Raw genomic sequence first — 22,985 nt, 5'->3', positions numbered from 1 at the left:
CAACGCCATTCCATTGCAACGTCGTCGACACATTTCCGCAGCACTGGCTGCCCTACGCTGAGACCGCCTCCGGCCGTCCGTCCGGAGTTCCGAACCGAAACGCGAGGTGCCATGGCCGAGGCCGCCACCGCCGTCCAGAGTCCGCCGGCCGGTGCGCAGGCCGTCCAGCGCGCGCTCGGGCTGCTGCACTGCTTCCACGACAACGGCCCCGACCTGAGCGCCTCGGACCTGGCCCGCCGGATGGGCCTGTCGGTCTCCACGGCGCACCGGTTGGCCCGCACGCTGGTCAGCGCCGGATTCCTGGAGCAGGACGAACAGACCGCCCGCTACCGGCTCGGTCCCGCCGTCGCCGAACTCGGCCAACTCACCTTCCACCAGCGCGGGCTGCACCTGGCCGGGCCCGAGCTGGACCTGCTCTCCCGGCGCACCAAGGCGACCGCCGACCTGGCGATCCGCAGCGGCACCCACGCCGTGATCCTGGTCGGCGGTTCCGTCCGCCCGGACACCGGGCTGGGCCTGCGCCGGCCACTGCACTCCACGGCCCTCGGCAAGATCCTGCTGGCCTGGCCCCGCCCGGGCGAGACGGCGCCGGCGGCACTGGGACCGCTGCCCTCCTTCACCGACCGCACGATCACCGAACCAGCGCTCCTGGACGACGAGTTGGCGAAGGTCCGAGCGGCCGGGTACGCGCTCAACGACGGCGAGTCGGCCGCCGGGGTGCGGACGGTCGCCGTGCCCGTCCTGGACGGCGCCGGGCAGGCGCGGTTCGCCCTCGCGGTCCGCTCGACGCCCGCGCACCTCACCGATGACCGGCTGGACTGGTTCCTCGGTCACGCCCGCGGCTGCGCCGACGCGCTCGCCGTCCTGCTGCTGCCGCCGGATCAGCGTTCCTGAGGGCCCACCGGGACACGAGGAAGCGGCGGGCCGCCCGTCCACGTCCTGGACGAGCGGCCCGCCGCCGGGACCCGACGGTGGCGGCCGACCGGTGGCCGCCCGCCGAGGGGACCGGACCGGTGGCCGCCCGCCGTCAGACCGTGGCCGGGGTGTACTTGTAGCCGACCCGGCGGACCGTCACGATGGTGTCCCGGTAGGCCGGTCCGAGCTTGCGGCGCAGCCGGGCGACGTGCACGTCGACCGTCCGCCCGTCCCCGACGTGGCCGTAGCCCCAGACCGCGGAGACCAGGTGGTCCCGGGTGTGCACCCGCTGCGGGTGCTCGGTGAGGTGGGCCAGCAGCTCGAACTCCAGGTAGGTGAGGTCGAGCAGCCGCCCGTCGACGTAGGCGTTGCGCCGCTCGCTGTCGACGGCGATGCCGCGCTCGGCCGGGCGGACGTGACGGACCCCCGCGACGGCGTGGGCGGCGGGCCCGCCGGTCGCCGCCGGCGCGCCGGGAGCCGGGTGAGCCCCGGTGACCGGGTGCCCCCCGGAGAGCGCGGCGGCCCCGGAGACGGTGGCGGCGCCGGCCGGAACGCCGGGCAGCCCGACGGTTCCGGCCACCGGGCTCTCGGCCGGCACCAGCACCAGGTAGCCGACCATCGGGCTGCCGTTCGCGCCGCCGAACTGCGCGCCGAACTGGGCCAGCACCCCCTGCGGCAGCACGCCCTGCGGCAGGGTGGCGACGACGGCCGCCCCCTCCGGCAGCGCGGCGAGCAGCGCCTGGGGCACCTGCGGGACCGTCGCGCCGGGCTGCGCGGCGGCGGGGGCCGGGACGACGGCCGGGCGGACCGGACCGGCGTGGGTCGGGCCGGCATGGGGCGGGCGGGTTTGGGTCGGGCGGACCTGGGGCGTGCGGGTCGCCGCGCCGGGCCATCGGTCGGCCCCCGGTGCCGGGGGGACGGACGGTCCGGCGACCCCGGACGTGCCGGGACCGGCCGCGGGAACGGCGGTGACCGGCGGGACGGAGCGGACCGCGCGCAGGTGCGGGGTCGCGGTGGGCAGGGGCAGGGTGGCCGTGGAAGAAGAAGACATGGTGTGCCGCTCATTTCGCGCGTGACGGACGGGGTGGAGTCGTCTGCGCGTCGACCGGGCGTACTGCCTGGGCTGGACCGAACCGGATCAGCGGGCGGAGGGCCGGGACGCGCTGGGCGAGCCGGGACACGTCTGATCGAACAGGTGCGGCTGCCGGGACGGCCAGAACGGCTCGAGGTCGGGGCGACCCCGGCGGCTGTCCACGGCGCGGCTCCCGCACCCGTTCCACCGTCCGGTCCGTCCGTCCGCGCGCATCGCGGGGGCCGACCCGGTCGTTCGGGTACGGCCGACGACGCCGGGGGCGGTACTGGGGCAGACGATGTTCACTGGTGGTCTCTCCGCTGGGCGGGTCCGGATGGTCGGCCGCGGGCACGCCGGTGGGGCGGTCCGCTACGGCCTGGTCGACGGGTGTCGGCGGTGCGTCGGGCGGTGGGCCGGGTGGGCCGTCAGCGCCGGGGACGTACCGAGAAGGTCAGGCCGGTCAGCGACAACACGCGCTGCAGGTCAGCGCGTGGTCGATGTAGCGGCGGACGGTGAGCGCCGGATCGGCGGCACCGGGCACGGCAGTGCCGGACACGAGGGCATCGGGCATCGGGGAGCCGGGCACGGCGGTGATGATGCGTCGTCGGCCGACGGTCATCCGGCTGCCCTCCCCCTTCGTTCTCCACACGGTGGCACGCCGTCTCCGGCGCCCGCCGACGATGCCTCGCCGGTTCGTCGAAGGCCGTCCGCCGGTCGCAACGCCCGTACGAACGGGGTGTTTCCGACACTCCCGACGGCATGGCCGGGCGGCCTTCGTCCACAGAGCCTTCCACGGCCGGGCCGGTCTAGGCAACCTTCGGCACAGTGATCGTCCGGGATGCGGACGGTCGGGTGAGACGGCGGGCGGAACGGGCAGGTCGGCGCGCCCACCTGCCAAGTCCTCGCGCCACCGCCGCCGCCCGCCCGATGCACCGCCGCCGCGCGGCCGATGTCGGGCCGGAGCCGAGTCGCCCTCAGGCGCCGACCGGGGCGCGGCGATACGTGAGGGCGGCGGCGTGCTCGACCAGTGCGACGAGCAGGTCCTTGCCGTCCTGCCGCAGCCGCGCGTCGCAGAGCAGCACCGGGATGCCCGGGTCGAGGTCGAGCGCCTCGCGGACCTCGTCCGGCGAGAACCGCTCGGTGCCCTCGAAGCAGTTCACCGCGACCAGGAACGGAATGCCGCGCTGCTCGAAGAAGTCGACCGAGGGGAAGCAGTCGGCCAGCCGCCGGGTGTCCGCGAGCACCAGGGCGCCGAGCGCGCCGCGGGCCAGTTCGTCCCAGACGAACCAGAACCGGTCCTGCCCGGGCGTGCCGAACAGGTAGAGCGCGAGGCCCGGCCGCAGGTCGATCCGGCCGAAGTCCATCGCGACGGTGGTGGTGCGCTTCGCCTCCACCCCCGAGGTGTCGTCCACCGGACGGCCCAGCTCGCTGAGCTCCTCCTCGGTGCGCAGCGGCCGGATCTCGCTGACCGAGCCGACCAGGGTGGTCTTGCCCGCGCCGAAGCCGCCCGCGACCAGGATCTTCACCGCCACGGACGGACCGCCGCGCCAGCGCGGGTCGTTGGCGTTCGCCGGGTGGGCCGCGGCGCCGTCCCGGTCGGGCGCGGTGCCGACCGGTCGGGGGTGGGGGTCAGAGCGCACGGAGTCCATTGATCACGTCTCGCAGCAGGCGCTCGTCCGGCAGCTCGGCGAGCGGAACGGGTCGGGTGACGCTGATCAGCTCGGCGTCGTAGAGGTCGCCGAGGAGGACCCGCACCACACTGACCGGCAGGTCGGTGTAGGAGCCGAGCTCGGCGACGGAGAGCGGCTCGCGGCGGCACAGGGTGAGCAGCGTCTGGTGCTCCGGGTCGAGGACGTGCGCGGGCACGGCCCCCGCGACCGGCCCGGGCTCGACGGCGGTGACCAGCGAGATCAGGTCGAACAGCCCCTCCTCGACCGGCCGGGTCCGGCCGCGGGTCATCGAGTAGAGCCGCACCACCGGGCCGGCCTCGTCGTCGAACCAGCGGTCGTCGACCGGGGTGCGCGGCCGGAAGAGGTCGACCTCGGGCCCGTCCGGGCCCGCCGGCCCGCCCTCCGCCGCCACCGGGCGGTCCGGGCCGTCCGGGCCGTCCGGGCCGTCGACACCGGACGGGCCATCGGCGCCGGCCGAACCCCCGGCACCGGCCGAACCCCCGGCACCGGCCGAACCGCCGACGCCGGACGGCCCGGCCGTGCCCACCGGCACCTGGGGGCCGTCCGACGTCTCCGGGCCGCCCGGCACATCCGCCATCGGATCCGCCATCGGACCGCTCATCTCACCGGCGGGGCGGTTTCGGTGCGCGGCTCGGCGGCCATGTGCTCGCCGACCCGCTTGACCAGCAGCGCCATCTCGTACGCGATCTGGCCGATGTCCGCCTCGGCCTCGCTCAGCACGGCCAGACAGCTGCCGTCGCCGGCGGCCGTGATGAAGAGGAAGGCCTCGTCCAGCTCCACCATGGTCTGCCGGACGCCACCGACCTTGAAGTGCCCGCCGGCGCCCTTCGCCAGGCTGTGGAACCCGGCGGCGACGGCTGCCAGGTGCTCGGCGTCCTCGCGGTCGAGATCGCGGGAGGCACCGGTGGCCAGGCCGTCGTTGGAGAGGATCACCGCGTGCCGCAGGGCCGCGACGCGCCCCACCAGGTCGTCCAGGAGCCAGTTGAGGTCCCCTGACGACTGCATCGACGTGGTCATGAATCAGTTCCTTCCGCTGGAGCGGGTGGTGCGTGTGGAGCGGGTACAACGGGTGGTTCGGGTACGGCGGGTGGCGCGGGCGCGCCGGTGTCCGGGTTCCGGCGGACCGGCTGCCCGGGCGGCACCCGACGGGCGAGCGGTGCCCGGCCGGTGTCCTGCGGCGCGGGCAGCGCCGCCGGGGCGGGTGCCGGGGCGATCGCCCGCCGGGACCGGTCCGGCGGCTGCCAGGCCGGTACGGCGGTGGATCGCCCGTTCCCCCGTACGGCACGATCGTCGGGCGTGCCGGGACGATCCGTCAACGGAGCACCGGGGCGGTCCGCCGGCGCACCGGCGCGGCCGGGGGACGCGCCCGCACGGTCGGCCGGAACGGTGGCGCCGCGACCACGGGTGAAGCCGCGCTGGAACGAGGCGAAGGTGGCCCGGGCCTCCTCGGGCGAGCGCTCCCGGGCCTCCCGGGTCTCCCCGCCGTCGCGGGGACCCCGGCCGTCCCGGGTGTCCACGGCCGACGCTTCCCCGGCCGCGCCGTCGGCTCCGGCCCCGTTGCGGAACCGTTCCTTCAGCTGCTCCGTGAGCTGATCCCTGAGCTGCGGTGCCAGGTTCGCCTGCCGGACCCGCCGGGGCAGGCCGCCGAGCGTCCGGGGTGCGGCGTCCACGGGCGCAGCCGCGGCCGGGTTGGCGGCCGGCTCGGCCCCGGCCGCTCCGGAGACCCCGACCACACCGGCCACACCGGCAGCCGCGACGGCCGCCTCGGCCGCCGCCACCGCGAGGTCCTCCCGCCGGTGGCGCCCCGTCCCCGGCGCGTCCTCGGTGTCCGCCACGGGCGCGGGGACCAGCACCGGCCCGCCCTTGCCCCGCGAGGCCCGGCGCGGCAGCCCGCCCGCCGTACGGCCCGCCTCCGGCACGGACGGCCTCGGGCCGCCCGTCGTCCCGCGGTGCTTGTCCGCCTCGTCACCGCCGGCGACGGCACCCGTACGGCCTCCGGCCACCGCTCCGGCCGAGGCACCCGCACCCGAACCAATACCAACACCCGCGGAGCCGACCGGCCCGGACGCCGCCCAGGAGGCACCCCCCGACCCGGGCACGGCGACCAGGTCCCGCTGCCCGCGCCGGCCGCCCGCCGCGCCCCGCTGCCCGGCCGGGCCCGGCTCCGGCTTCCCGTCCGGCGCCTCCGCGAGCAGTTCACGCGGGATCAGCACGACCGCCGTCGTCCCGCCGTAGGGGGACGGCCGCAGGTGCACCCGGATGCCGTGCCGCCGGGCCAGCCGACTGACCACGAACAGGCCCAGCCGGTCGGTGTCGGCGAGGTCGAACTCCTGCTCCACGGCGAGGCGTTCGTTGATCTCGGCGAGCATCTGCTCGCTCAGCCCGAGGCCGCGGTCGTCGATCTCCAGCGCGAAGCCGTGCGCTACCACCTCGCCCTGGACGGTGACCTGGGTGCTCGGCGGGGAGAACACCGCGGCGTTCTCGACGAGTTCGGCGACCAGGTGGGTGACGTCCGCGACGGCGCTGCCGAGCAGGCCGGTGCCGGGGAACGGCCGGACGATCACCCGGGCGTAGTCCTCGACCTCGCCGACGGCCGCCCGGACCACGTCCACCATCCGGACCGGCTTGCGCCAGGCCCGCCCGGGCGAACCACCGGCCAGGATGATCAGGCCCTCGGCATGGCGGCGCATGCGGGTGGTGAGGTGGTCGACCTTGAAGAGGTCCTCCAGCTCGGCCGGGTCCTCGGTGCGGCGCTCCATGGTGTCGAGCAGGGTGAGCTGCCGGTGCAGCAGCACCTGGCTGCGCCGGGCCAGGTTGACGAACACCGCCGAGACCCCGCGACGCAGTTCGGCCTGTTCGACGGCGGCCTCGACGGCGGCCCGCTGCACCGCGTTGAAGGCCTGGCCGACCTGGCCGATCTCGGCGTTCCCGAAGTGCAGCTCGGGGGCCTCGGTGGCCACGTCCACCGGCTCGCCGCGGCGCAGCCGCAGCATGACGGACGGCAGCCGGGTGCCGGCCAGCTCGTCGGCCGCGTTGCGCAGGCCGATCAGCTCGCGGGCCAGGCCCCGGCCGATCCGGAACGAGATCATGATGGACAGCACCACGGCGACCAGACCGACCGCACCGGCGATGCCGCCGCGCCAGAGCATCCCGATCGCCGCGGACCGCGCGCGCTCGTCCAGCCCGGCCGAGATCCGGCTGTTGATCGAGGCGAGGTCGCCGAGCGCCCGGTCGGCGGTCTCCCGCCAGGAGTCGGTGTTGAGCGCCTGGACCACCCGGTCGGGGCCGCCGGCGCCGACGAAGTCCGCTTCGGCTCGGGCCAGTGCGCCCCAGGCCTCCCCGCCGCGCAGCGCGGCGTAGTCGGACTGGTCGGCGGGGTCGAGCTCGGCGACGTAGACGGTGAACAGTGCCTGCTGGTTGTGCAGGGCGTCCAGCGCGACCTGGTACTGCTCGGCGGTGGGCCTGGCGGCGCCGGTGCGCAGGCCCTCCATCGCCGCGTCCTCCTGCGACAGGTACTCCCGGGCGCGCACCAGCTCGATCAGGATGGTGCCCTGACGGGGGAGTTGGCCGCTCTGCCGGGCGACGTAGGCGGACCGGAAGCCGAACACCGGCTTGACCAGGTCGCTGTACTGGCCCAGCGCGAACTCCCAGTTCAGCGCGGAACGGCCGACCTGGGCGCGCAGCGGTCCGAGCTGGTCGGCGGCGGCGATGATCTGGACGAAGCGACCGCGCTGGGGGGCGGAGAGCTTGCCGCCGGAGCCGTCCTTCTTCTGCCGCAGCACGTCCAGACTGCGGTCGGTGGCGGCCTTGGACCGTTCGTAGGCCTCCCTGGCGGTCGGCGACCGCGGGTCGGCCAGCCGCTGGACGGCGGCGCGGCGCTCGTTCTGCAGGTCGCCGGTGTACTGGTCGACCGGGCCCGCGAACTCCTTGTACGTACGGCTGATCCCGAGCTGGTTCCAGACGTCCCCGGTGGTGGCGATCGTCGCGTACGCCCACAGGGCCGTGAGCGCGACGATGGGCACCAGGAGCAGCGCGATGATCTTCGCGCGGATCGAGCTGCTGCGCAGACGCATGGAGTCCTCGGTCGGGAAGTGCCGGGCGCGGACGGGGAGCGGAGGGGGGAACATGGCGGGTCTTGGGAACGCTGGAGGGGTCGGCGGAGGGGCTCCCGGCCACAGGTCTGCGAGACTCTACTACGCCCTGACCACTCGTTCGAGGGGTGAACCGGTCCACCGACCGGTCTCGTCCCGCACACGTCAGAAACCGGTCAGCCATCCTCCGCTACGCATCCGGAACATCCGTCGATGCCCGGAATGCGGCGCCGGCGCGGGGCCCGCGGCCTCCGCGATTCCTTCCCGGCGCCTCCCCCTCGCCTCCCCCGGGCCTCCCCGGGCGCGACACCACCGGAGGGGAGCCGTGCCGATCTCGTCGTGTCACCGCGACAACCCTGGGCAGTGACAGGGCGATCCGATAGTTTCGGCGCACCCCGTACCACCCGTACGACCGGCACCGAACTGGGGAGGACCGTGCGCGAGTTCACCACCCCCGCCCCGGCCGCGCCCGAGGCCACCGGAGGACTCGCCGACTCCCTCTACGACACCGCCGAGCGCACCCCCGACCTGGTCCAGCTGTCCTGGCGGGCCGGGGACGGACAGTGGCAGGACGTCACCGCCCGCGAGTTCCGGAACCAGGTGCTCGCCCTGGCCAAGGGCCTGCTCACCCACGGCGTGCGCTACGGCGACCGGGTCGCCCTGATGTCCCGCACCCGCTACGAATGGACGCTGTTCGACTACGCACTCTGGTCGATCGGCGCCATCACCGTCCCGGTCTACCCCACCGCCTCCCCCGAGCAGGTGCGCTGGATCCTCGCCGAGACCCAGGCCGTGGCCTGCCTGGTCGAGGACGAGGACGCCGCGATGACGGTCGGCGCGGTCTGCGACGCGCTGCCCGACCTCACCGGCATCTGGCAGCTCGACCGGGACTGCGTCGCCGCGATCACCGAGGACGGCCTCGGCGTGCCCGACTCCCTGGTGCACCGCCAGCGCCTCGGCGTCGCCACCGGGAACATCGCCACGGTCGTCTACACCTCCGGCACCACCGGCCGCCCCAAGGGCTGCCTGCTCACCCACGCCAACCTGGCCGCCGAGGCCGACGCCCTGCTCGCCGGCTGGGGGGACGCCCTGCGCGACACCGGCGGCGGTCGCCCCGCCACCCTGCTGTTCCTGCCGCTCGCGCACGTCTACGGGCGCGCCGTGCAGATCGCGGCGATCCGCGGCGGCTTCCGGATCGGGCACGTCCCCGAAGTCTCCACCGACGCGCTGCTGCCCGCCCTGGAGACCTTCCGCCCGACCTTCCTGCACGCCGTCCCGTACGTCTTCGAGAAGATCTTCCAGCTGGCCCGGCGGGCCGCCGAGGACGCCGGCCGCGGTGAACTCTTCGAACAGGCCCGGCAGGTGGCCGTCGACTGGGCCGCCGCCCGGGAGCAGAAGGCCTTCGGTCGCGGCCCCGGCCCGGGCGCGGCCCTGCGGCTGCGCCACCTCGCGTACGAGCGGACCGTCTACCCGAGGCTGCGGGCGGTGCTCGGCGGCCGGGTTCGCAGCGTGATGAGCGGCGGCTCGACGCTCCGGCGCGAGCTGGGCCTGTTCTTCACCGGCGCCGGCCTCCAGCTGTACGAGGGCTACGGGCTGACCGAGACCACCGCCGCGATCACCGCCAACCCGGCCGGACGGCAGAAGCTCGGCACGGTCGGCCGGCCGGTGCCGGGCGCCTCGGTGGCGATCGCCGACGACGGCGAGGTGTGGGTGCGCGGCGGCTCGGTCTTCGGCGGCTACCTCAACCATCCGCAGTGCACCGCCGAGTCCCTGGTCGACGGCTGGTTCGCGACCGGCGACCTGGGCCGGCTGGACGAGGACGGCTACCTCAGCATCACCGGCCGCAAGAAGGACCTGATCGTCACCAGCAGCGGCAAGAACCTGGCCCCGGCGGCCCTGGAGGAGCGGGTCGAGGCGCACCCGTTGGTCTCCCAGTGCCTGGTGGTGGGCGACGACCGCCCGTACGTCGCCGCACTGATCACGCTCGACCCGGCGGCACTGGCGCACTGGCTGAAGACCCACGGGCGGGAGCAGTCGGACCCGTGGACGGTGCTCGCGGACGAGGAACTGCACATGGAGGTCCAGCGTGCGGTGGCGGCCGCGAACACGGCCGTCTCACGGGCCGAGTCGATCCGCGCCTTCCGGCTGCTGCCCCGGGAGTTCAGCGAGGAGCAGGGGCTGCTGACGCCCTCGCTCAAGCTGCGGCGGACGGCGATCGCCGAGTACTACGCGACGGACATCGAGGAGCTGTACCTGTCCTGAACCGGGCCCGTCCGCCGCGTCCCTGACGTGACGTCTTGTCCCTTGTTCGCCGGGCATGGTGACCGCGCGTCGGCCGACCGGGACCGCCGGGTTCACCCGCCGTTCCCTTGACGGCCCCATTGGTCTAGTCCATTGTTGCGACGATCCGGGGTTCCGCACCCCGGAGTTCCACGTTCAGAATTCCTCGCTCAGAGTTCCACGTTCACAGTCCCCGTTCAGAGTTCCACGTTCACAGTCCCCGTTCAGAGTTCCACGTTCACAGTCCCCGTTCAGAGTTCCACGTTCAGAGTTCCACGGTCCGATTCCGCTCACGCTCTCCCCACGGGCGTGCCCCCACTTGCTGGAGTCCTCACGTGTCGATGTCCACGTGCCTGTCCTCGCGCCTGTCCACGCGTCTGTCCTCGCGCCTGTCCGTGCTGGCCGCCTCCGTCGCGCTGCTCACCGGTCTCGCCGCACCCGTGGCCTCCGCCGCCGCTCCCCCGGCCGGCGGCCCGGGCACCCAGGCCGCGCCGACCGTCAACCTCGCCACCAACCCCGGCTTCGAGCTGCCCTCCCCCGACCTCGCCGACTGGGGCAGCATCCCCGACTGGGGCAGCATCCCCGGCTGGAGCTGCACCGGCGGACCGGCCGAAGCGTCCGTCAGCACCACCGCCCCGCACACCGGCACCTCCTCGCTCACCGTCACCCCGGCGAACGCCGACTCCACCGGCGAGTGCGCGCAGACCGTCGCGGTCCGGCCCAACACCACCTACACGGCCTCCGCGTGGGTCCGCGGCAGCTTCGTCCACCTGGGCGCCACCGGCACCGGCAAGGACGTCGCCCCCGCCTGGACGGAGACCACCGGCGGCGGCTGGCAGCGGCTGAGCACCCGGTTCACCACCGGCCCGAACGCGCGCAGCATCCGGCTGTACGTGCACGGCTGGTACCAGCAGGGACCGTTCTCCGTGGACGACGTCCGGGTGGACGGCCCCGCACCCGCCCCGGCCGTGGCCGCCGGCTCCGTCCCCACCAACGACAAGGTCGTCTTCTTCACCGTGGACGACGGCTGGCAGCGCACCCCCGAGGCAGAACGGTTCATCGCCGACCACCGGCTGCCGATCACCGCCTTCCCGCTGCCGATGCCCGCCGCCGCCGACCCGGCCTTCTTCCAGCGGGTCACCGCCGTACCCGGCTCCTCGATCCAGGACCACAGCGTCTCCCACACCGACCTCAGCACGCTCCCGCTGGAGCGGCAGCAGGTCGAGATCTGCGACGCACGCGACTCCATGACCCGCCTCTTCGGCACCGCGCCGACGTTCTTCCGCCCGCCGTACTTCACCTGGAACGCCGACACCCTGCAGGCCGCCGCGAACTGCGGCATCCGCACCGTGCTCACCGCCGACGCGGACTTCAGCTGGGGTGCCGCCAACATCTGGCACCCGGGCCCGCTGCAGCCGGGCGACGTCGTGCTGATGCACTGGACCGACACCCTCGCCGCCGACCTCCAGCGCGCCCTCGCCGCCGCCGACGCCGCCGGGCTCAAGCCGGCCGGCCTGGTCGACTACCTGCACTGACGGGAACCGTCCGGAGCCGCCGACGCGCTCCGGACCCGACGTGCACCGGACCCGACGCGCCGCCGCCTCCGAGGGGAGCGGCGGCGCGTCGCCGCTCGCGGCCGGGTTGGGGCTCCCACCTGGCTCAGCCCGGTGGCGGCTCAGCCACCGAACGCATCCCCTGTCCAACCGATCAGGCGCGCCTCGAAGTCGGCGGCGGAGGTGAAGCCCTCGGCCGGTGATCCCGCTCGTTGACAGCGTGTCCGCGGCCTGGCTCTAATGGGGGCGTGCAGCGCGGCGTCGGCCACAGAGCAGTGGGCCGGCCGGCAGCCGAGCCGGCACCTTTCCGAAGGGACGATGCGCGATGAGCACTCTCTCCGCTTCCCTGATCTGACGCCGGGCGGTCACCGCGGTGCCCGCGTGTGCGAGCCGCGTCCCGCGACGGATGTCGCCGGACGGGCCAGCAGCCGTATCACCGGACCGGGGTCCGACCATCGGCGCCGATCGATCACCGGCCCCGATGACCGGCCCCGATCTCCGGCACAGGCACAGGCACAGGCACCGGCACCGTTTGTGGCCGCAACTCCCCTTTCCTCTCTGGAGATCCATCACACACGCATGCCCATGTCTTTCAATCTGAACGTCATCGAGGAGTTCCGCGCCAACGGCGGGCGGGTCGGCGGCCCGTTCGAGGGCGGCGACCTCTTGCTGCTGACCACCACCGGAGCCCGCTCAGGGCGGCCGCACACCGTGCCGCTCGGGTACGTCCGGGCGAAGGGGCTGCTCCTGGTCGTCGCCTCGGCCGCCGGGGCGCCGGAGCACCCCCAGTGGTACCGCAACCTCCTCGCCCACCCGGTGGTCCGGGTCGAGCTCGGCACCGAGGCCTTCGACACCGTCGCCGTACCCGCCGAGGGCGGCCGCCGGGAGCGGCTGTTCGCCGCCGTGGTCCGGAAGGCTCCGGGCTACGGGGACTACCAGGCCCACACCGACCGGGAGTTGCCGGTCGTCGTCCTGGAACGGCTCGAACCGCCCGCCGGCGGTCCGGCCCCGGTGGTGGTGCGCAGCCTCGCCGACAAGCTGCTGGAGGCGCACACCTGGCTGCGCGCGCAGCTGCGCCACGTACGGGAGGAGGCACACGCCCACGTCCCGGGCCGCCCGGCCGCGCTCGGACTGCAGCTGCGCCAGCACTGCCTGGCTTTCTGCGACGGGCTGACGCACCACCACACCGGGGAGGACTCCGCGATCTTCCCCGCTCTCGCGCGCAGCCATCCTGAGCTGGCCGAGGTCCTGGCGCGGCTCGACGAGCAGCACCGGGCCATCGGGCGGATCAAGGAGGAGCTGGTGGGCCTGCTGGCCGGGATCGCGATCACCGAACCGGAGCGGCTCCGGACGGAGCTGGACCGGATGTCCGCCGAGCTGGAGGCACATCTGGACTTCGAGGAGGCGGAACTGCTGCCGGTCCTCGCCGGCATTCCCTTCCCGCCGACCGGGCCCGCACCGGGGCCGTCCGCACCGAACCCGTCCGCACCGGGCGGGTCAACGCAGGACGAGTCGACGAAGGGCGGGCCGGCACCGGACCGGTCATCACCGGGCGGCGGCTGAAACGGCGTTGCCGCCGTCCCCCTCCCGAGCCGCGGGAGGGGGACGGCGGCGGTCCGTCCTTGGACGGGGCGCTCCGTCGCGGCAGTTCTTACAGCCCCGAGAACACCGGGAGGTAGCCGCCGGACTGGCCGGCCGCCTTCGGGTGGTAGCTCTCGTCGACCGGCAGGGTGGTGCTGTTCAGCCAGGTGGTCAGCGAGCCGCAGATCTCGTGCTCGTTGAAGATGCTGCGGACGTCACCGAAGGCGAAGCCGGCGTTGGCGGCCCGCTTGGCGAGGACGCCGTCCAGGGTGTCGGCGGCACCGTTGATGGCGGCGCGCTTGGTGTCACCGATGCCGAAGATGCAGCTGCCGCCGACCTTGTAGATGTGCGGGTAGCCCATCACCACGACGTGGGCGTTCGGGGACTTGGACTTGATCGCCGAGTACACCTTGTCCAGCTGGCCGGGCAGGGTGGTGGTGGCGTAGCTCTTGGCCGTGTTGACGGCGTTGATGCAGTCGGCGTCCGAGCCGAGGACACAGGTCTGCATGGTGTCGGCGAAGCCCGCGTCGTTGCCGCCGACCGAGATGCTGACCAGCGTGGTGCTGGCGTCCAGGGCGGAGATCTGGCTGTTCAGGATGTCGCCGGTCTTGGCGCCCGAACAGGCGACGAACTTGAAGGAGGACGGCGCGTGCGCGTTCTTCCAGAGGTACGCGTACGCGTTGGTGCTGCGCTTGCAGCTGCCGCTGTCGCTCAGGTAGCTGCCGGCGCCGACACCGGACGAGTACGAGTCGCCGAGGGCCACGTAGTTGACGCCGGCGGCGTTCGCGGACGTCGCGGCGAAGAGCGTCGTCATGGTGAGGCCCGCCGCTATGGCGGCGATGGACAGGGCGCGGGCAGGACGAATCATCACAGCTCCAGTGGGGTGGCGTGGTGAGGGTCACAGAAGTGATACCAGGCGGTAGCCAAACCCGGAAGCGGTCATGCCAAGGATATTGACGGGACGTCCGATAGCTCCGAGATGAACTGCCGCTGACGGTCCGTGATTTCACGCAGGTCAGCGGGGGTGCGCGGTGACGCGCGTAGCGCAGCGCGCGTAGACCGGCAACTTGCAGAAATTCCGTGCAAGACAAGCGCGGAGTTGCCGCCCGGCCATCGCCGGGTCGGATTCGAAGCGGGTGTCAGCCGACCCAGGGGGGGCTGGTGACACCCGCGAAGGCAGGTCGAAGGTGGGCCGGAAGGGCATCGGCGGCACCACGAGAATTCACCGCTGTGGCCGATCGGAGGAAAGTGGCCGATGTTGACGTCCGTCCCGCATGGCACTGCGTCAGGGCATCGCGTCGGCCCGGGCCGGCCCGGCCCGGTCAAGCCCCGCCCGGCCCGGCTCGGCGCGCCCCGGCTCGGCGCGCCCCGGCTCGGCGCGCCCCGCAGGGACGTCGCTCGGGAGTACGGCGACGCGCGAGGTCAGCCCCGCGCGCCGGGGCGGCCACCACCGGGGTGCATGGCGCCCGTGTACCCGGCACCCGGATACACGGTGTCCGGGGAGACCGTGCAGCCCTCGACCGGCAACTCCTCGATCGCCTCGTTCGCGGCCGCGGGCACGCCGAGCCAGCGGGCGGCAGTGGCGACCGCCGCCCGGGCCTGGCGCAACCCGGGCGCGCCCCAGCCGAGCAGTTCGACGGCGAGGCCCGGTGCGACCAGCAGCCGCCGGTAGTGCCGGCCCGAGGCCGGGTCGGCCGTGCTCGGGCCGACCGACCGCAGCGCCGCCGCCATCCGGACCCGCGCGCACTCGTGCCCGCCGTTCGCCGAACCGACCCGGTCGTAGAGGTAGCCGAGGTAGTACGGCCGGCCGATCCGGGCCTGCGCCTCCTCGGCCGCCTCCCGGGCCAGGGCGGCCGCCGGGTCCCCACCGTCCTCCGGCTCCAGCGAGCCGCCGGGCAGCGAGCAGATCCCGTCCCGGGGGTTCACCAGCGTCAGCACCCGCCCGTCGGGCGCGAACAGCCACCCCCAGGACTGCTTGACCGGCAGCCCCTCCGGCACCGGCTCGCCCGGCCACCACGGCCAGCCCGCCGTGGGGCGCCGCCGCACCTTCCCGAGCAGCTCCGCGACCTCCGCGCTGTACTCGATCGGGCTCATGCTCTCGCCCCGCGGCGCTCGACGGGGATGCTCGCCCCCGCGCACCCCCCGGCGCCGAGCTCGCTCCGCTCGCTCATCCGTCCCCCTCTCGCAGTCGGGCTTCGCCGGACCGGCGGTGCGCGGGGAGGACCTGCAGGGCGCGGTACGGGGCGGAGCGGCCGGAACGGCGGCGTGGGGCACCGCGCGTTCCTGCTGTTGATCTTCTCCGAATCTTCCCCGAACACGCGGTCGATGAACAGTCCCCAGCGCCGCATGGTGGATGCGGAGACGACGGACGTGGTGGACGCGGAGGCGGTGAACGCCCTGATCACCCCAGCGGCCCACCCCCTTCCCCGGGGTCTCGGAAGCCGGGCAGCGGGAACCCGGGCCGAGGGTCCACCCCGGGCGGGAAAGGCAGCCCGCGCGCGGCGTCGTCCGCCAACTCGTCGAACACCTCGTGCGCGGTCATCGGCCGCAGCCGTCCGCCGGTCAGCGCCCAGCCGCGCACCGGCGGCCGGGGCCGGGCCTCCTCGGCCGGGGGCGCGGGTGGACGGCCGGCCGGGGAGGCGGGTGGACGGCCGTCCGGGCCGGACCGGTCGTCGCTCCGTCCGTCCACCCGTACGCCCACCGACGGATCGCCGTGCAGCAGCAGCGCCCCCTCCCCGCCCAGGGCGACGCCCGCCGCGAGCGTGACGCAGAACGCCTCGGCGTCCCGCCCCGCGGGGTACAGCAGCCCCTCCTCCACGCAGACGTCCACCGCCGAGGTGAGCTCCTCGCCGTCCTCCGGGCCGTGGCAGCGCAGCGTCAGCAGATGGCACCCCTCCCCCGCGCCCTCGGCCAGCGCGAGGTAGACCGACGTCACGTACCGCATCACGGCGGCCATCCGGAGCTGCCCGGCCGGGTCGTCGCCGACGGCGCCCAGCAGAGCCGCGCAGGCCACGGACATCCGCACCCGTGCCCGGTGGTCGTCCAGCAGCACCGGGACCAGCTCGGCCAGCCGCTCCCCCGCGTAGACGAACGGCTCCCCGGCCAGCTCCGGATCGCCCGCGTAGGCGACCCGGGCGGCGGGCGCCCGGGGGTCGAGGCCGAGCGCCGCGCAGTAGTCCTCGAAGTCGCCCGCCTCCAGGACCCGCAGGTGCACCTCCAGCCCCTGCCGGTACAGGGCCGTCAGGTGCTCCTCCGCCCGCCGCAGGTAGGCCTGGTGCCCGAGCCCGCCGAACAGCCCGTACTGCGCGAGCCCGGCGAAGTCCCCGGCGTCGACGGCCAGGGCCAGCGCCACCGGCTGGGGCGGCGGCGCACCCCGGACCCGGCCGCCTCGGCCGGCCGCCCGCGCACCGCCCCCTCCCGCCCGGGCCCCCGGCGGCCGCCCGCTCCCGGGTGGCGCCGCGCCGCCGGGCCCGCCCGTCGGCACCCCACCGGCACCGCCACCCGGCCGCCGCCCGCCCAGCACCAGCACCCGCCGGCGCCCCCGCGGGGACCACCCCGCCGCGGCGCCCAGCACCTCGCGCACCGACTTCCGTACCGCAGCCATGGCTCCTCCTTCTCGCCCTCCGACACCGGATCGCGCCGACCACCCCGACCGGGAGTGGCCGACGCCGAGGAACATACACAGAGCCACTGACAATTCACCCGGAGTGATCGAACGGGCTCGGCGCCACTCCGCCCCGCCCGCCACCGCACGGCCCCGGGGCCCCGGCCCCGGACGCAAGGGGCGCCAGGGGTGCCGGGGGCCAGTGGTTCCACCGGGTCGGGCGGGATTGTCAGTGCTGCGGGTTAGGGTCGGGAACCATGCGACTGCTGCATACCTCCGACTGGCATCTCGGGCGCTCGTTCCACCGGGAGAGCCTGCACGACGCCCAGCGCGCCTTCCTGGACCACCTGGTGGAGGTGGTCCGGTCCGAGGGCGTGGACGCCGTGCTGGTCGCCGGGGACGTGTACGACCGGGCGCTGCCCGGGCTGGAAGCGGTCGCGCTGTTCGACGACGTGCTGCACCGGCTGGCGGACCTCGGGGTGCCGACGGTCTTCATCAGCGGCAACCACGACTCGGCCCGCCGCCTCGGCGTCGGGGCGGGGCTGATCGGCCGGGCCGGCATCCACCTGCGGACCGACCCGGGCGAGTGCGCCGTGCCCGTCCTGCTGGCGGACGAGCACGGCCCGGTGGCGGTGTACGGGCTGCCGTACCTGGAGCCGACCCTGGTGCGCGAGCGGTTCGGGCTGGCGAAGGGCGGGCACGCGGCGGTGCTCGGGGCGGCGATGGACCGGGTCCGGGAGGACCTCGCGGCACGCCCGTCCGGCACCCGGGCGGTGGTGCTGGCGCACGCCTTCGTCACCGGCGGCGCGCCGAGCGACAGCGAGCGGGACATCGCGGTCGGCGGCGTCGCCTCCGTCCCCGCGTCGGTCTTCGACGGCGTGCACTACGCCGCGCTCGGCCACCTGCACGGCTGCCAGACGCTCGCCCCGCACCTGCGCTACAGCGGCTCCCCGCTCGCCTACTCCTTCTCCGAGGTGCACCAGCGCAAGACCATGTGGCTGGTCGACCTGGCCGCCGACGGCTCGGTGACGGCCGACCGCGTCCCCTGTCCCGAGCCGCGCCGCCTGGCGACACTGCGCGACACCCTCGACGCGCTGCTCACCGACGAGCGGTACGCCGAGCACGAGCAGTCCTGGGTGCAGGCCACGCTCACCGACGCGGCGCGGCCGAGCGAGCCGATGGAGCGGCTGCGCCGCCGTTTCCCGCACACCCTCCAGCTGCTGTTCGACCCCGAGCGGAGCGAGGCCGAGCCCTCGCAGTCGTACGCGGCGCGGGTCAGCGGCCGCGGGGACCTGGAGATCGCGGAGGGCTTCCTGCGGCACGTCCGCCCCGGCGCCGAGCCCGAGCCGGACGAGCTCGGCTGGCTCCGGGAGGGCTTCGAGCGCGTCCGGGAGACCACGGACCGGAAGGCGGACCTGCCCCGATGAGGCTGCACCGGCTCACCGTCACCGCCTTCGGCCCCTTCGCGGGCAGCGAGACGGTGGACTTCGACGCACTCGCCGCCGGCGGGCTGTTCCTGCTGCGCGGCGCGACGGGCGCGGGCAAGACCAGCGTGCTGGACGCGGTCTGCTTCGCCCTGTACGGCGAGACGCCGGGCGCGCGCCGGGCCAACCGGCTGCGCAGCGACCACGCCGACCCGAAGCGGCTGACCTCGGTGGAGCTGGAGCTGACCCTCGGCGGGCGGCGGCTGCAGGTCACCCGGCTGCCCGAGCAGCGCCGGCCGAAGAAGGTCGGGAGCGGCACCACCGTCGAACGGGCGCAGACCCTGCTGCGCGAGTGGGTCCTCGACACGGGCGACGGCGAGCCCGGCTGGCGCGGGATCAGCAAGTCGCACCAGGAGGCCGGGGAGGAGATCCACCGGCTGATCGGCATGAACCGGGAGCAGTTCTGCCAGGTGGTGCTGCTGCCGCAGGGCGACTTCGCCCGCTTCCTCAAGGCCGATTCGGAGGAGCGCGGCAAGCTGCTGCGGCGGCTGTTCGACACCGAGCGGTTCCAGCACGTGGAGGCCTGGCTGGCCGAGCAGCGCCGCGGCCAGGAGGCCGCCGTCCAGGCCGGCCGGCGCCGGCTGCGGGACCTCGCCAGCAAGGCCGAGCAGGCGGCCGGTCCGGGCGCCGAACCCGCCGCGGGCTGGGTGCCGGCCGAGGACGACGACGGTCTGGCCGCCGGGGTGCTCGGCTGGGCGGCGGTCCTGCGCAGCGGCGCGGCCGAGCAGCTCACCGTCACCGAGGCCGCCCTCGCGGGCGCCGGGGCCGCCCAGCGCGCCGCCCAGGAGCGCCGCGAGGCCGCCGAGGAGCTGGCCGGTCGCCAGCGCCGGCACCGCGAGGCGCTGGACCGGGCCGAGCGGCTGGCCGGCTTCGAGCCCGCAGCGACGGCGGACCGGCGGCGGCTCGCCGCCGCGCAGGAGGCCGTCGGGGTGGAGTCCGCCCTGCGGCTGCGGGAGAGCGCGGCCGAGGCACTCGGGCGCGCGCGGCAGCTGGAGCGCCGGCACCGCGAGCTGCTGGCCGGATCCGGTGCCGGGGGCCGGGATCTCGCCGGGGCCGACGCCGCCGGGCTGGCCGAGGCCGAACTGCGGCTGCGGGCCGAGGTGGTCCGGCTGGAGGCGGCCCGGGCGGAGGAGCGGCGCTGCGCCGAACTCGCCCACGAGCAGGGCTCCCTGGCACAGGACCGGCGGGCCGCCGAGGAACTGGCCGAGGAGGCCGAGGACTGGCTCGCCGAGTTCGAGGGCGAACTGGGCCGTCTGGAGCAGCAGCACGCCGAGGCCCGGTCGGCGACCGCCCGGGTCGAGCAACTGGACGGGCAGCGCACCGAGTTGACCGGACGCCTCGGTGCGGCGCGGGAGCGCGACGGCCTGCGCGCCGAGATCGCCGCGGCCGAGCCCCGGGCGGTCGCGCTGCGCACCGCCGCGCTGGACGCCCGGGAGCACAGCCTGGACCTGCGGGACCGCCGGCTGAGCGGCATGGCCGCCGAGCTGGCCGAGCAGTTGCGCACGGGAGAGGCCTGCCGGGTCTGCGGTTCGCCGGAGCACCCGGCGCCCGCCGAGGCCGCGCCCGGCGGGCGGGTCGGCGCCGAGGACGAGGAGCGGGCGCGCCGGGCCCAGGCCGACGCCGAGCTGGTCTGGACGGAGGCCGACCAGGCGCTCACCGCACTGCGGGTGCGGGAGGCCACCGCCGCCGGCGCGGCCGGGCCGGACACGACGGAGACGCTCGCGCAGGCCCTGGCCGGGCTGGAGGACCAGCATCGCGGGGCACGGCACGCGGCGGAGGCGCTCGGCCGGGTCGAGCAGGAGATCGCCCGGCTGTCGCAGGACCGCACCCGCCGGGTCGACGAGCTGCAGGAGGCCAAGGAGCGCGCCGCCGTCCTCTCCGACCGGCTGCTGGCGCTCGGCACCGAGCAGCAGACGCTGACCGCCCGGGTGGCGGCCGCCCGGGGCGACGCGCCCTCGGTCGCCGACCGGGCCGCGGCCCTCACCCGGCTCGCCGAGGCGGTCGCCGCGGCGGCGAACTCCGCCCGGGCCCGGACGGAGGCGGCGGCCCGACTCGACGAGGCCGAGGACGAACTGGGCAAGGCCGCCGCCGCGGCGGGCTTCCCCGACCCGGCGGCGGCCCTGGCGGTGCTGCTGCCGCGCGAGGAGCGCGAGCGGCTGGAGGCCCGGCTGGAGCGGCACCGCGCGGAGACCGCCGCCGTCCGCCGCGAGCTGGAGCTGCCGGAACTGGCCGAGGCCGCGGGCCGTCCGCCGGTGGACCTGCCCGCCGTCGCGGCCGAGCTCGGCGCCGCCACCGACCGGCTCGGCCGGTCGCACGCCGCCCATGCGGCGGCCCGCGAGCGCTGCGGGGCGCTGGCCACGATCGGGCGGCAGCTGACCGGACTCGCCGCCGAACTGGCCCCCGCGCTGGACCGGTACGGGCGGATCACCCGGCTCGCCGCACTCACGGCCGGCACCGCCGCCGACAACCGGCTGCGGATGCGCCTGGAGTCGTACGTCCTGGCGGCCCGGCTGGAACAGGTCGCGGCGGCGGCCAGCGACCGACTGGTCCGGATGTCCGGCGGGCGCTACACCCTGGTGCACAGCGACGACCGGGGCAGCGGCACCAAGCGCTCGGGCCTGGCCCTGCGGGTGGTCGACGCGTGGACGGGCACCGAGCGGGACACCGCGACCCTCTCCGGCGGCGAGAGCTTCTTCGCCTCGCTCTCCCTCGCCCTGGGACTGGCCGACGTGGTCACCGACGAGGCCGGCGGCATGCCGCTGGACACCCTCTTCATCGACGAGGGCTTCGGCACCCTCGACGAGCAGGCCCTGGAGGAGGTCATGGACGTCCTGGACGGCCTGCGCGAGCGGGACCGCGCGGTCGGCATCGTCAGCCACGTCGCCGACCTGCGCAGCCGCATCCCCGCCCAGCTGCTGGTCCGCAAGGGGCGGCGCGGCTCGAACCTGGCGCTGGCCGGGCGGGAGGACGCGTAGGCCGACCCGGGGGGGCCGGGGTCGGCCGTGGATCAGCCCGAGCAGGCGATCCGCTGCGCCTGCTGCCAGGCGCACACCGGGCAGAGGGTGCTGCCGGGCCGGTCGGCGGGCAGTTCGGTCGGCTCCCCGCACAGCACGCAGTCGGCGCGCGGCCCGGTCGCCTCCGGGTCGTGCCGCAGCGCCGCCTCCGCTTCGCCCTCGGACGCGAGTTCGCAGACGGCCGCTTCCTGGTTCGTACCGGTGTCGTTCATGCCGCCTTCCTACTCCGCTCCCCGCTGAGCTGCAACAGGCTCGGTCCTGGCCGAGCCGGCCCGAGCGTCCCGGCGAACGAATGACAGCGAACAGATTTCAGAAGACGTTCGCTGAAATCCGTCATCTGAAATCTGTTCACTGAAACCCGTTCCCTGAAACCCATCCCGCCCCGCCGCAGGCCCTCTCCCGCCCGGCGGCTACCGTGACCGGCATGCCCACCGACCTGCACCGACGTCTCGTCGCCGCCCGCGCCACCGCCCCGTCGTACCCCGAGGTGGGCGCCACCCTGGGCGGGGGCGGACGGCTGCCGGACGGCTACGCCCACCTGCGGCGGCGGGTCCACCTGGGGCGCGGCGCGGAGGTTCTGGAGCGGGCCGGTCGGTACGTGCTCGACTGGGGCAGCCAGTTGGGCACCGGCTTCGCGGTGTACCCCGCCGGCCCGGCCCGGGAGGGCGGGACGGTGCTGCTGCGGCTGAACCTGCCGGGGAGCCGGCGGCCGCGGCTGGTGATCCCCTGCCGGGTGGTGTGGACGGTGGACGAGCCGGACCGGATCGGATTCGGGTACGGAACCCTCCCCGGGCACCCCGAGCGTGGCGAGGAGGCGTTCCTGGTGTCGATGGACGCCGACGGCGAGGTGTGGTTCGAGGTCACCGCGTTCTCCCGGCTGTCCGCCTGGTACGCCAGGCTGGGCCGCCCGGTGGCCCTGCTCTGCCAGCACCTGGCGATCGAGCGCTACCTCGCCGCGGTGGCCTCGCACGTCCGCTGAGTCGCGAAGCCCGCCGGACCCATCGAACCCGCCGAGCGCGCCCGGGCCCCGCGCGCACCGCGCCGAGGTCAGCCGAGGAAGGTCAGCCGAGGAAGGACAGCCGGACGGTCCGGCGCGGGTTGTCCCCGTTGGTGTCGATCAGCACCACCGACTGCCAGACGCCGAGGGCCAGTTGGCCGCCGAGGACCGGCAGGGTGGCGTGCGGGGCGACCAGGCCGGGCACCACGTGGTCCCGGCCGTGGCCGGGGCTGCCGTGCCGGTGGCGCCAGCGGTCGTCGGCCGGGAGCAGGTCGCGCAGGGTGGCGAGGAAGTCGTCGTCGCTGCCGGAGCCGGTCTCCAGCACCGCGATCCCCGCGGTGGCGTGCGGGACGAAGATGTTGAGCAGGCCGTCGCGCCCGGTGGCCCGTTCGTCGAGGAACGCGGCGCAGCGGTCGGTGATGTCGAGCGCGACCTCGCGGCTGCCGGTGGTGATCTCGATGGTGCCGCTCTGGAAGGTGGTGTCCGGGAAGGAGCCGGTCCGGGTGGAGTGGTTGTTGTCCGCCATGGCGCCATCCTGTCCCAGGCCAGCGGGCCGGGCGTACTCCCTCGCCGAGTCGCCGCGCCGGGGAGGCGAACTCGCGTAGGGTGAAAGGTTCAGACCACATCACCCGGACGGCGGGGCACGTGCCGGAGCCGCCACCCGGGGCCTTCACCGGGCCCGAACCCTGGACATCGTCCGGAC

18 protein-coding genes are annotated in these 22,985 nt (G+C 75.2%); 7 read left to right on the top strand and 11 right to left on the bottom strand.

The window, feature by feature from the left end:
- Positions 1 to 111 precede the first annotated feature (111 nt).
- Positions 112 to 894, top strand: a complete 783-nt coding sequence (locus tag ACGFSC_RS21580) for an IclR family transcriptional regulator (RefSeq protein ID WP_359898563.1) — start codon at positions 112 to 114, stop codon at positions 892 to 894.
- A 133-nt stretch (positions 895 to 1,027) separates the two neighbouring features.
- Here ACGFSC_RS21580 and ACGFSC_RS21575 read toward each other — a convergent pair whose 3' ends face one another.
- From ACGFSC_RS21575 to ACGFSC_RS21550, 6 genes are all read right to left on the bottom strand, one after another.
- Entirely contained in the window at positions 1,028 to 1,663 is a 636-nt protein-coding gene (locus ACGFSC_RS21575) for a winged helix-turn-helix domain-containing protein (protein WP_359898642.1), read from the bottom strand.
- A gap of 784 nt (positions 1,664 to 2,447) precedes the next feature.
- Positions 2,448 to 2,606: a hypothetical protein gene (locus ACGFSC_RS21570; RefSeq protein ID WP_359898564.1), complete on the bottom strand. Its 159-nt coding sequence runs from the start codon at positions 2,604 to 2,606 to the stop codon at positions 2,448 to 2,450.
- A 355-nt stretch (positions 2,607 to 2,961) separates the two neighbouring features.
- Complete coding sequence (locus tag ACGFSC_RS21565) at positions 2,962 to 3,636, bottom strand: ATP/GTP-binding protein (protein WP_380359312.1); 675 nt, start codon at positions 3,634 to 3,636, stop codon at positions 2,962 to 2,964.
- The gene (locus ACGFSC_RS21560) at positions 3,617 to 4,069 is read right to left on the bottom strand and encodes a DUF742 domain-containing protein (protein WP_380632430.1); all 453 of its coding nucleotides are present in this window, start codon (positions 4,067 to 4,069) and stop codon (positions 3,617 to 3,619) included. Before ACGFSC_RS21560 ends, ACGFSC_RS21565 begins: the two co-directional genes overlap by 20 nt.
- A gap of 206 nt (positions 4,070 to 4,275) precedes the next feature.
- Positions 4,276 to 4,695 carry a roadblock/LC7 domain-containing protein gene (locus ACGFSC_RS21555; RefSeq protein WP_049652175.1) on the bottom strand — a complete coding sequence of 140 codons (420 nt, stop codon included), beginning with the start codon at positions 4,693 to 4,695 and terminating at the stop codon, positions 4,276 to 4,278.
- Positions 4,692 to 7,805 carry a nitrate- and nitrite sensing domain-containing protein gene (locus ACGFSC_RS21550; protein WP_359898565.1) on the bottom strand — a complete coding sequence of 1,038 codons (3,114 nt, stop codon included), beginning with the start codon at positions 7,803 to 7,805 and terminating at the stop codon, positions 4,692 to 4,694. The genes ACGFSC_RS21555 and ACGFSC_RS21550 overlap by 4 nt, the downstream gene beginning before the upstream one ends.
- A 399-nt stretch (positions 7,806 to 8,204) precedes the next feature.
- Here ACGFSC_RS21550 and ACGFSC_RS21545 point away from each other — a divergent pair, with 399 nt between their 5' ends.
- The 3 genes from ACGFSC_RS21545 to ACGFSC_RS21535 all read left to right on the top strand — a co-directional run bounded on the left by ACGFSC_RS21545 (position 8,205) and on the right by ACGFSC_RS21535 (position 13,165).
- The gene (locus ACGFSC_RS21545) at positions 8,205 to 10,031 is read left to right on the top strand and encodes an AMP-dependent synthetase/ligase (RefSeq protein ID WP_359898566.1); all 1,827 of its coding nucleotides are present in this window, start codon (positions 8,205 to 8,207) and stop codon (positions 10,029 to 10,031) included.
- 359 nt (positions 10,032 to 10,390) lie between these two features.
- A complete protein-coding gene (locus ACGFSC_RS21540; protein ID WP_359898647.1) occupies positions 10,391 to 11,584 on the top strand; it encodes a polysaccharide deacetylase family protein in 1,194 nt (397 codons plus the stop codon).
- 597 nt (positions 11,585 to 12,181) lie between these two features.
- Positions 12,182 to 13,165 (top strand): nitroreductase/quinone reductase family protein, encoded by a 984-nt coding sequence (locus ACGFSC_RS21535; RefSeq protein WP_359898567.1) that lies wholly within the window; start codon positions 12,182 to 12,184, stop codon positions 13,163 to 13,165.
- Positions 13,166 to 13,253: 88 nt separating this feature from the next.
- Here ACGFSC_RS21535 and ACGFSC_RS21530 read toward each other — a convergent pair whose 3' ends face one another.
- The 3 genes from ACGFSC_RS21530 to ACGFSC_RS21520 all read right to left on the bottom strand — a co-directional run bounded on the left by ACGFSC_RS21530 (position 13,254) and on the right by ACGFSC_RS21520 (position 16,787).
- On the bottom strand, positions 13,254 to 14,051 hold the full coding sequence (locus ACGFSC_RS21530; RefSeq protein ID WP_359898568.1) for an SGNH/GDSL hydrolase family protein: 798 nt from the start codon (positions 14,049 to 14,051) through the stop codon (positions 13,254 to 13,256).
- Between the two features lie 554 nt (positions 14,052 to 14,605).
- Positions 14,606 to 15,277 (bottom strand): NUDIX domain-containing protein, encoded by a 672-nt coding sequence (locus tag ACGFSC_RS21525; protein WP_359898569.1) that lies wholly within the window; start codon positions 15,275 to 15,277, stop codon positions 14,606 to 14,608.
- Positions 15,278 to 15,584: 307 nt separating this feature from the next.
- Positions 15,585 to 16,787: a hypothetical protein gene (locus ACGFSC_RS21520; protein WP_359898570.1), complete on the bottom strand. Its 1,203-nt coding sequence runs from the start codon at positions 16,785 to 16,787 to the stop codon at positions 15,585 to 15,587.
- Between the two features lie 257 nt (positions 16,788 to 17,044).
- Between ACGFSC_RS21520 and ACGFSC_RS21515 the strand changes: the two genes are divergently transcribed.
- Positions 17,045 to 18,214, top strand: coding sequence for an exonuclease SbcCD subunit D (locus ACGFSC_RS21515; protein WP_359898571.1), 1,170 nt, complete (start codon positions 17,045 to 17,047; stop codon positions 18,212 to 18,214).
- A complete protein-coding gene (locus ACGFSC_RS21510; protein WP_359898572.1) occupies positions 18,211 to 21,246 on the top strand; it encodes an SMC family ATPase in 3,036 nt (1,011 codons plus the stop codon). The genes ACGFSC_RS21515 and ACGFSC_RS21510 overlap by 4 nt, the downstream gene beginning before the upstream one ends.
- A gap of 32 nt (positions 21,247 to 21,278) precedes the next feature.
- Here ACGFSC_RS21510 and ACGFSC_RS21505 read toward each other — a convergent pair whose 3' ends face one another.
- Positions 21,279 to 21,497, bottom strand: coding sequence for a hypothetical protein (locus ACGFSC_RS21505; RefSeq protein ID WP_359898573.1), 219 nt, complete (start codon positions 21,495 to 21,497; stop codon positions 21,279 to 21,281).
- Between the two features lie 212 nt (positions 21,498 to 21,709).
- Here ACGFSC_RS21505 and ACGFSC_RS21500 point away from each other — a divergent pair, with 212 nt between their 5' ends.
- A complete protein-coding gene (locus ACGFSC_RS21500) occupies positions 21,710 to 22,264 on the top strand; it encodes a DUF1990 domain-containing protein (RefSeq protein WP_359898574.1) in 555 nt (184 codons plus the stop codon).
- Positions 22,265 to 22,346: 82 nt separating this feature from the next.
- On the opposite strand, the gene ACGFSC_RS21495 is transcribed toward ACGFSC_RS21500, so the two are convergent.
- A complete protein-coding gene (locus tag ACGFSC_RS21495; protein ID WP_359898575.1) occupies positions 22,347 to 22,808 on the bottom strand; it encodes a YjbQ family protein in 462 nt (153 codons plus the stop codon).
- Between the last annotated feature and the right edge of the window lie 177 nt (positions 22,809 to 22,985).

The organism is Kitasatospora sp. NPDC048715, assembly GCF_043198905.1.
Classification (GTDB): Bacteria; Actinomycetota; Actinomycetes; order Streptomycetales; family Streptomycetaceae; genus Kitasatospora; species Kitasatospora lactacystinica.
This window is presented reverse-complemented; position numbering and strand designations above follow the sequence as displayed.

Excerpts from the sequence above, each read along its gene's own strand:
- ACGFSC_RS21505 (WP_359898573.1), bottom strand. The coding sequence starts at position 21,497 with ATGAACGACACCGGTACGAACCAGGAAGCGGCCGTCTGCGAACTCGCG.
- ACGFSC_RS21500 (WP_359898574.1), top strand. The coding sequence starts at position 21,710 with ATGCCCACCGACCTGCACCGACGTCTCGTCGCCGCCCGCGCCACCGCC.
- ACGFSC_RS21570 (WP_359898564.1), bottom strand. The coding sequence starts at position 2,606 with ATGACCGTCGGCCGACGACGCATCATCACCGCCGTGCCCGGCTCCCCG.
- ACGFSC_RS21520 (WP_359898570.1), bottom strand. The coding sequence starts at position 16,787 with ATGGCTGCGGTACGGAAGTCGGTGCGCGAGGTGCTGGGCGCCGCGGCG.
- ACGFSC_RS21530 (WP_359898568.1), bottom strand. The coding sequence starts at position 14,051 with ATGATTCGTCCTGCCCGCGCCCTGTCCATCGCCGCCATAGCGGCGGGC.
- ACGFSC_RS21515 (WP_359898571.1), top strand. The coding sequence starts at position 17,045 with ATGCGACTGCTGCATACCTCCGACTGGCATCTCGGGCGCTCGTTCCAC.
- ACGFSC_RS21510 (WP_359898572.1), top strand. The coding sequence starts at position 18,211 with ATGAGGCTGCACCGGCTCACCGTCACCGCCTTCGGCCCCTTCGCGGGC.
- ACGFSC_RS21495 (WP_359898575.1), bottom strand. The coding sequence starts at position 22,808 with ATGGCGGACAACAACCACTCCACCCGGACCGGCTCCTTCCCGGACACC.
- ACGFSC_RS21555 (WP_049652175.1), bottom strand. The coding sequence starts at position 4,695 with ATGACCACGTCGATGCAGTCGTCAGGGGACCTCAACTGGCTCCTGGAC.
- ACGFSC_RS21550 (WP_359898565.1), bottom strand. The coding sequence starts at position 7,805 with ATGTTCCCCCCTCCGCTCCCCGTCCGCGCCCGGCACTTCCCGACCGAG.
- ACGFSC_RS21540 (WP_359898647.1), top strand. The coding sequence starts at position 10,391 with ATGTCCACGTGCCTGTCCTCGCGCCTGTCCACGCGTCTGTCCTCGCGC.
- ACGFSC_RS21525 (WP_359898569.1), bottom strand. The coding sequence starts at position 15,277 with ATGAGCCCGATCGAGTACAGCGCGGAGGTCGCGGAGCTGCTCGGGAAG.
- ACGFSC_RS21535 (WP_359898567.1), top strand. The coding sequence starts at position 12,182 with ATGCCCATGTCTTTCAATCTGAACGTCATCGAGGAGTTCCGCGCCAAC.
- ACGFSC_RS21580 (WP_359898563.1), top strand. The coding sequence starts at position 112 with ATGGCCGAGGCCGCCACCGCCGTCCAGAGTCCGCCGGCCGGTGCGCAG.
- ACGFSC_RS21565 (WP_380359312.1), bottom strand. The coding sequence starts at position 3,636 with ATGGACTCCGTGCGCTCTGACCCCCACCCCCGACCGGTCGGCACCGCG.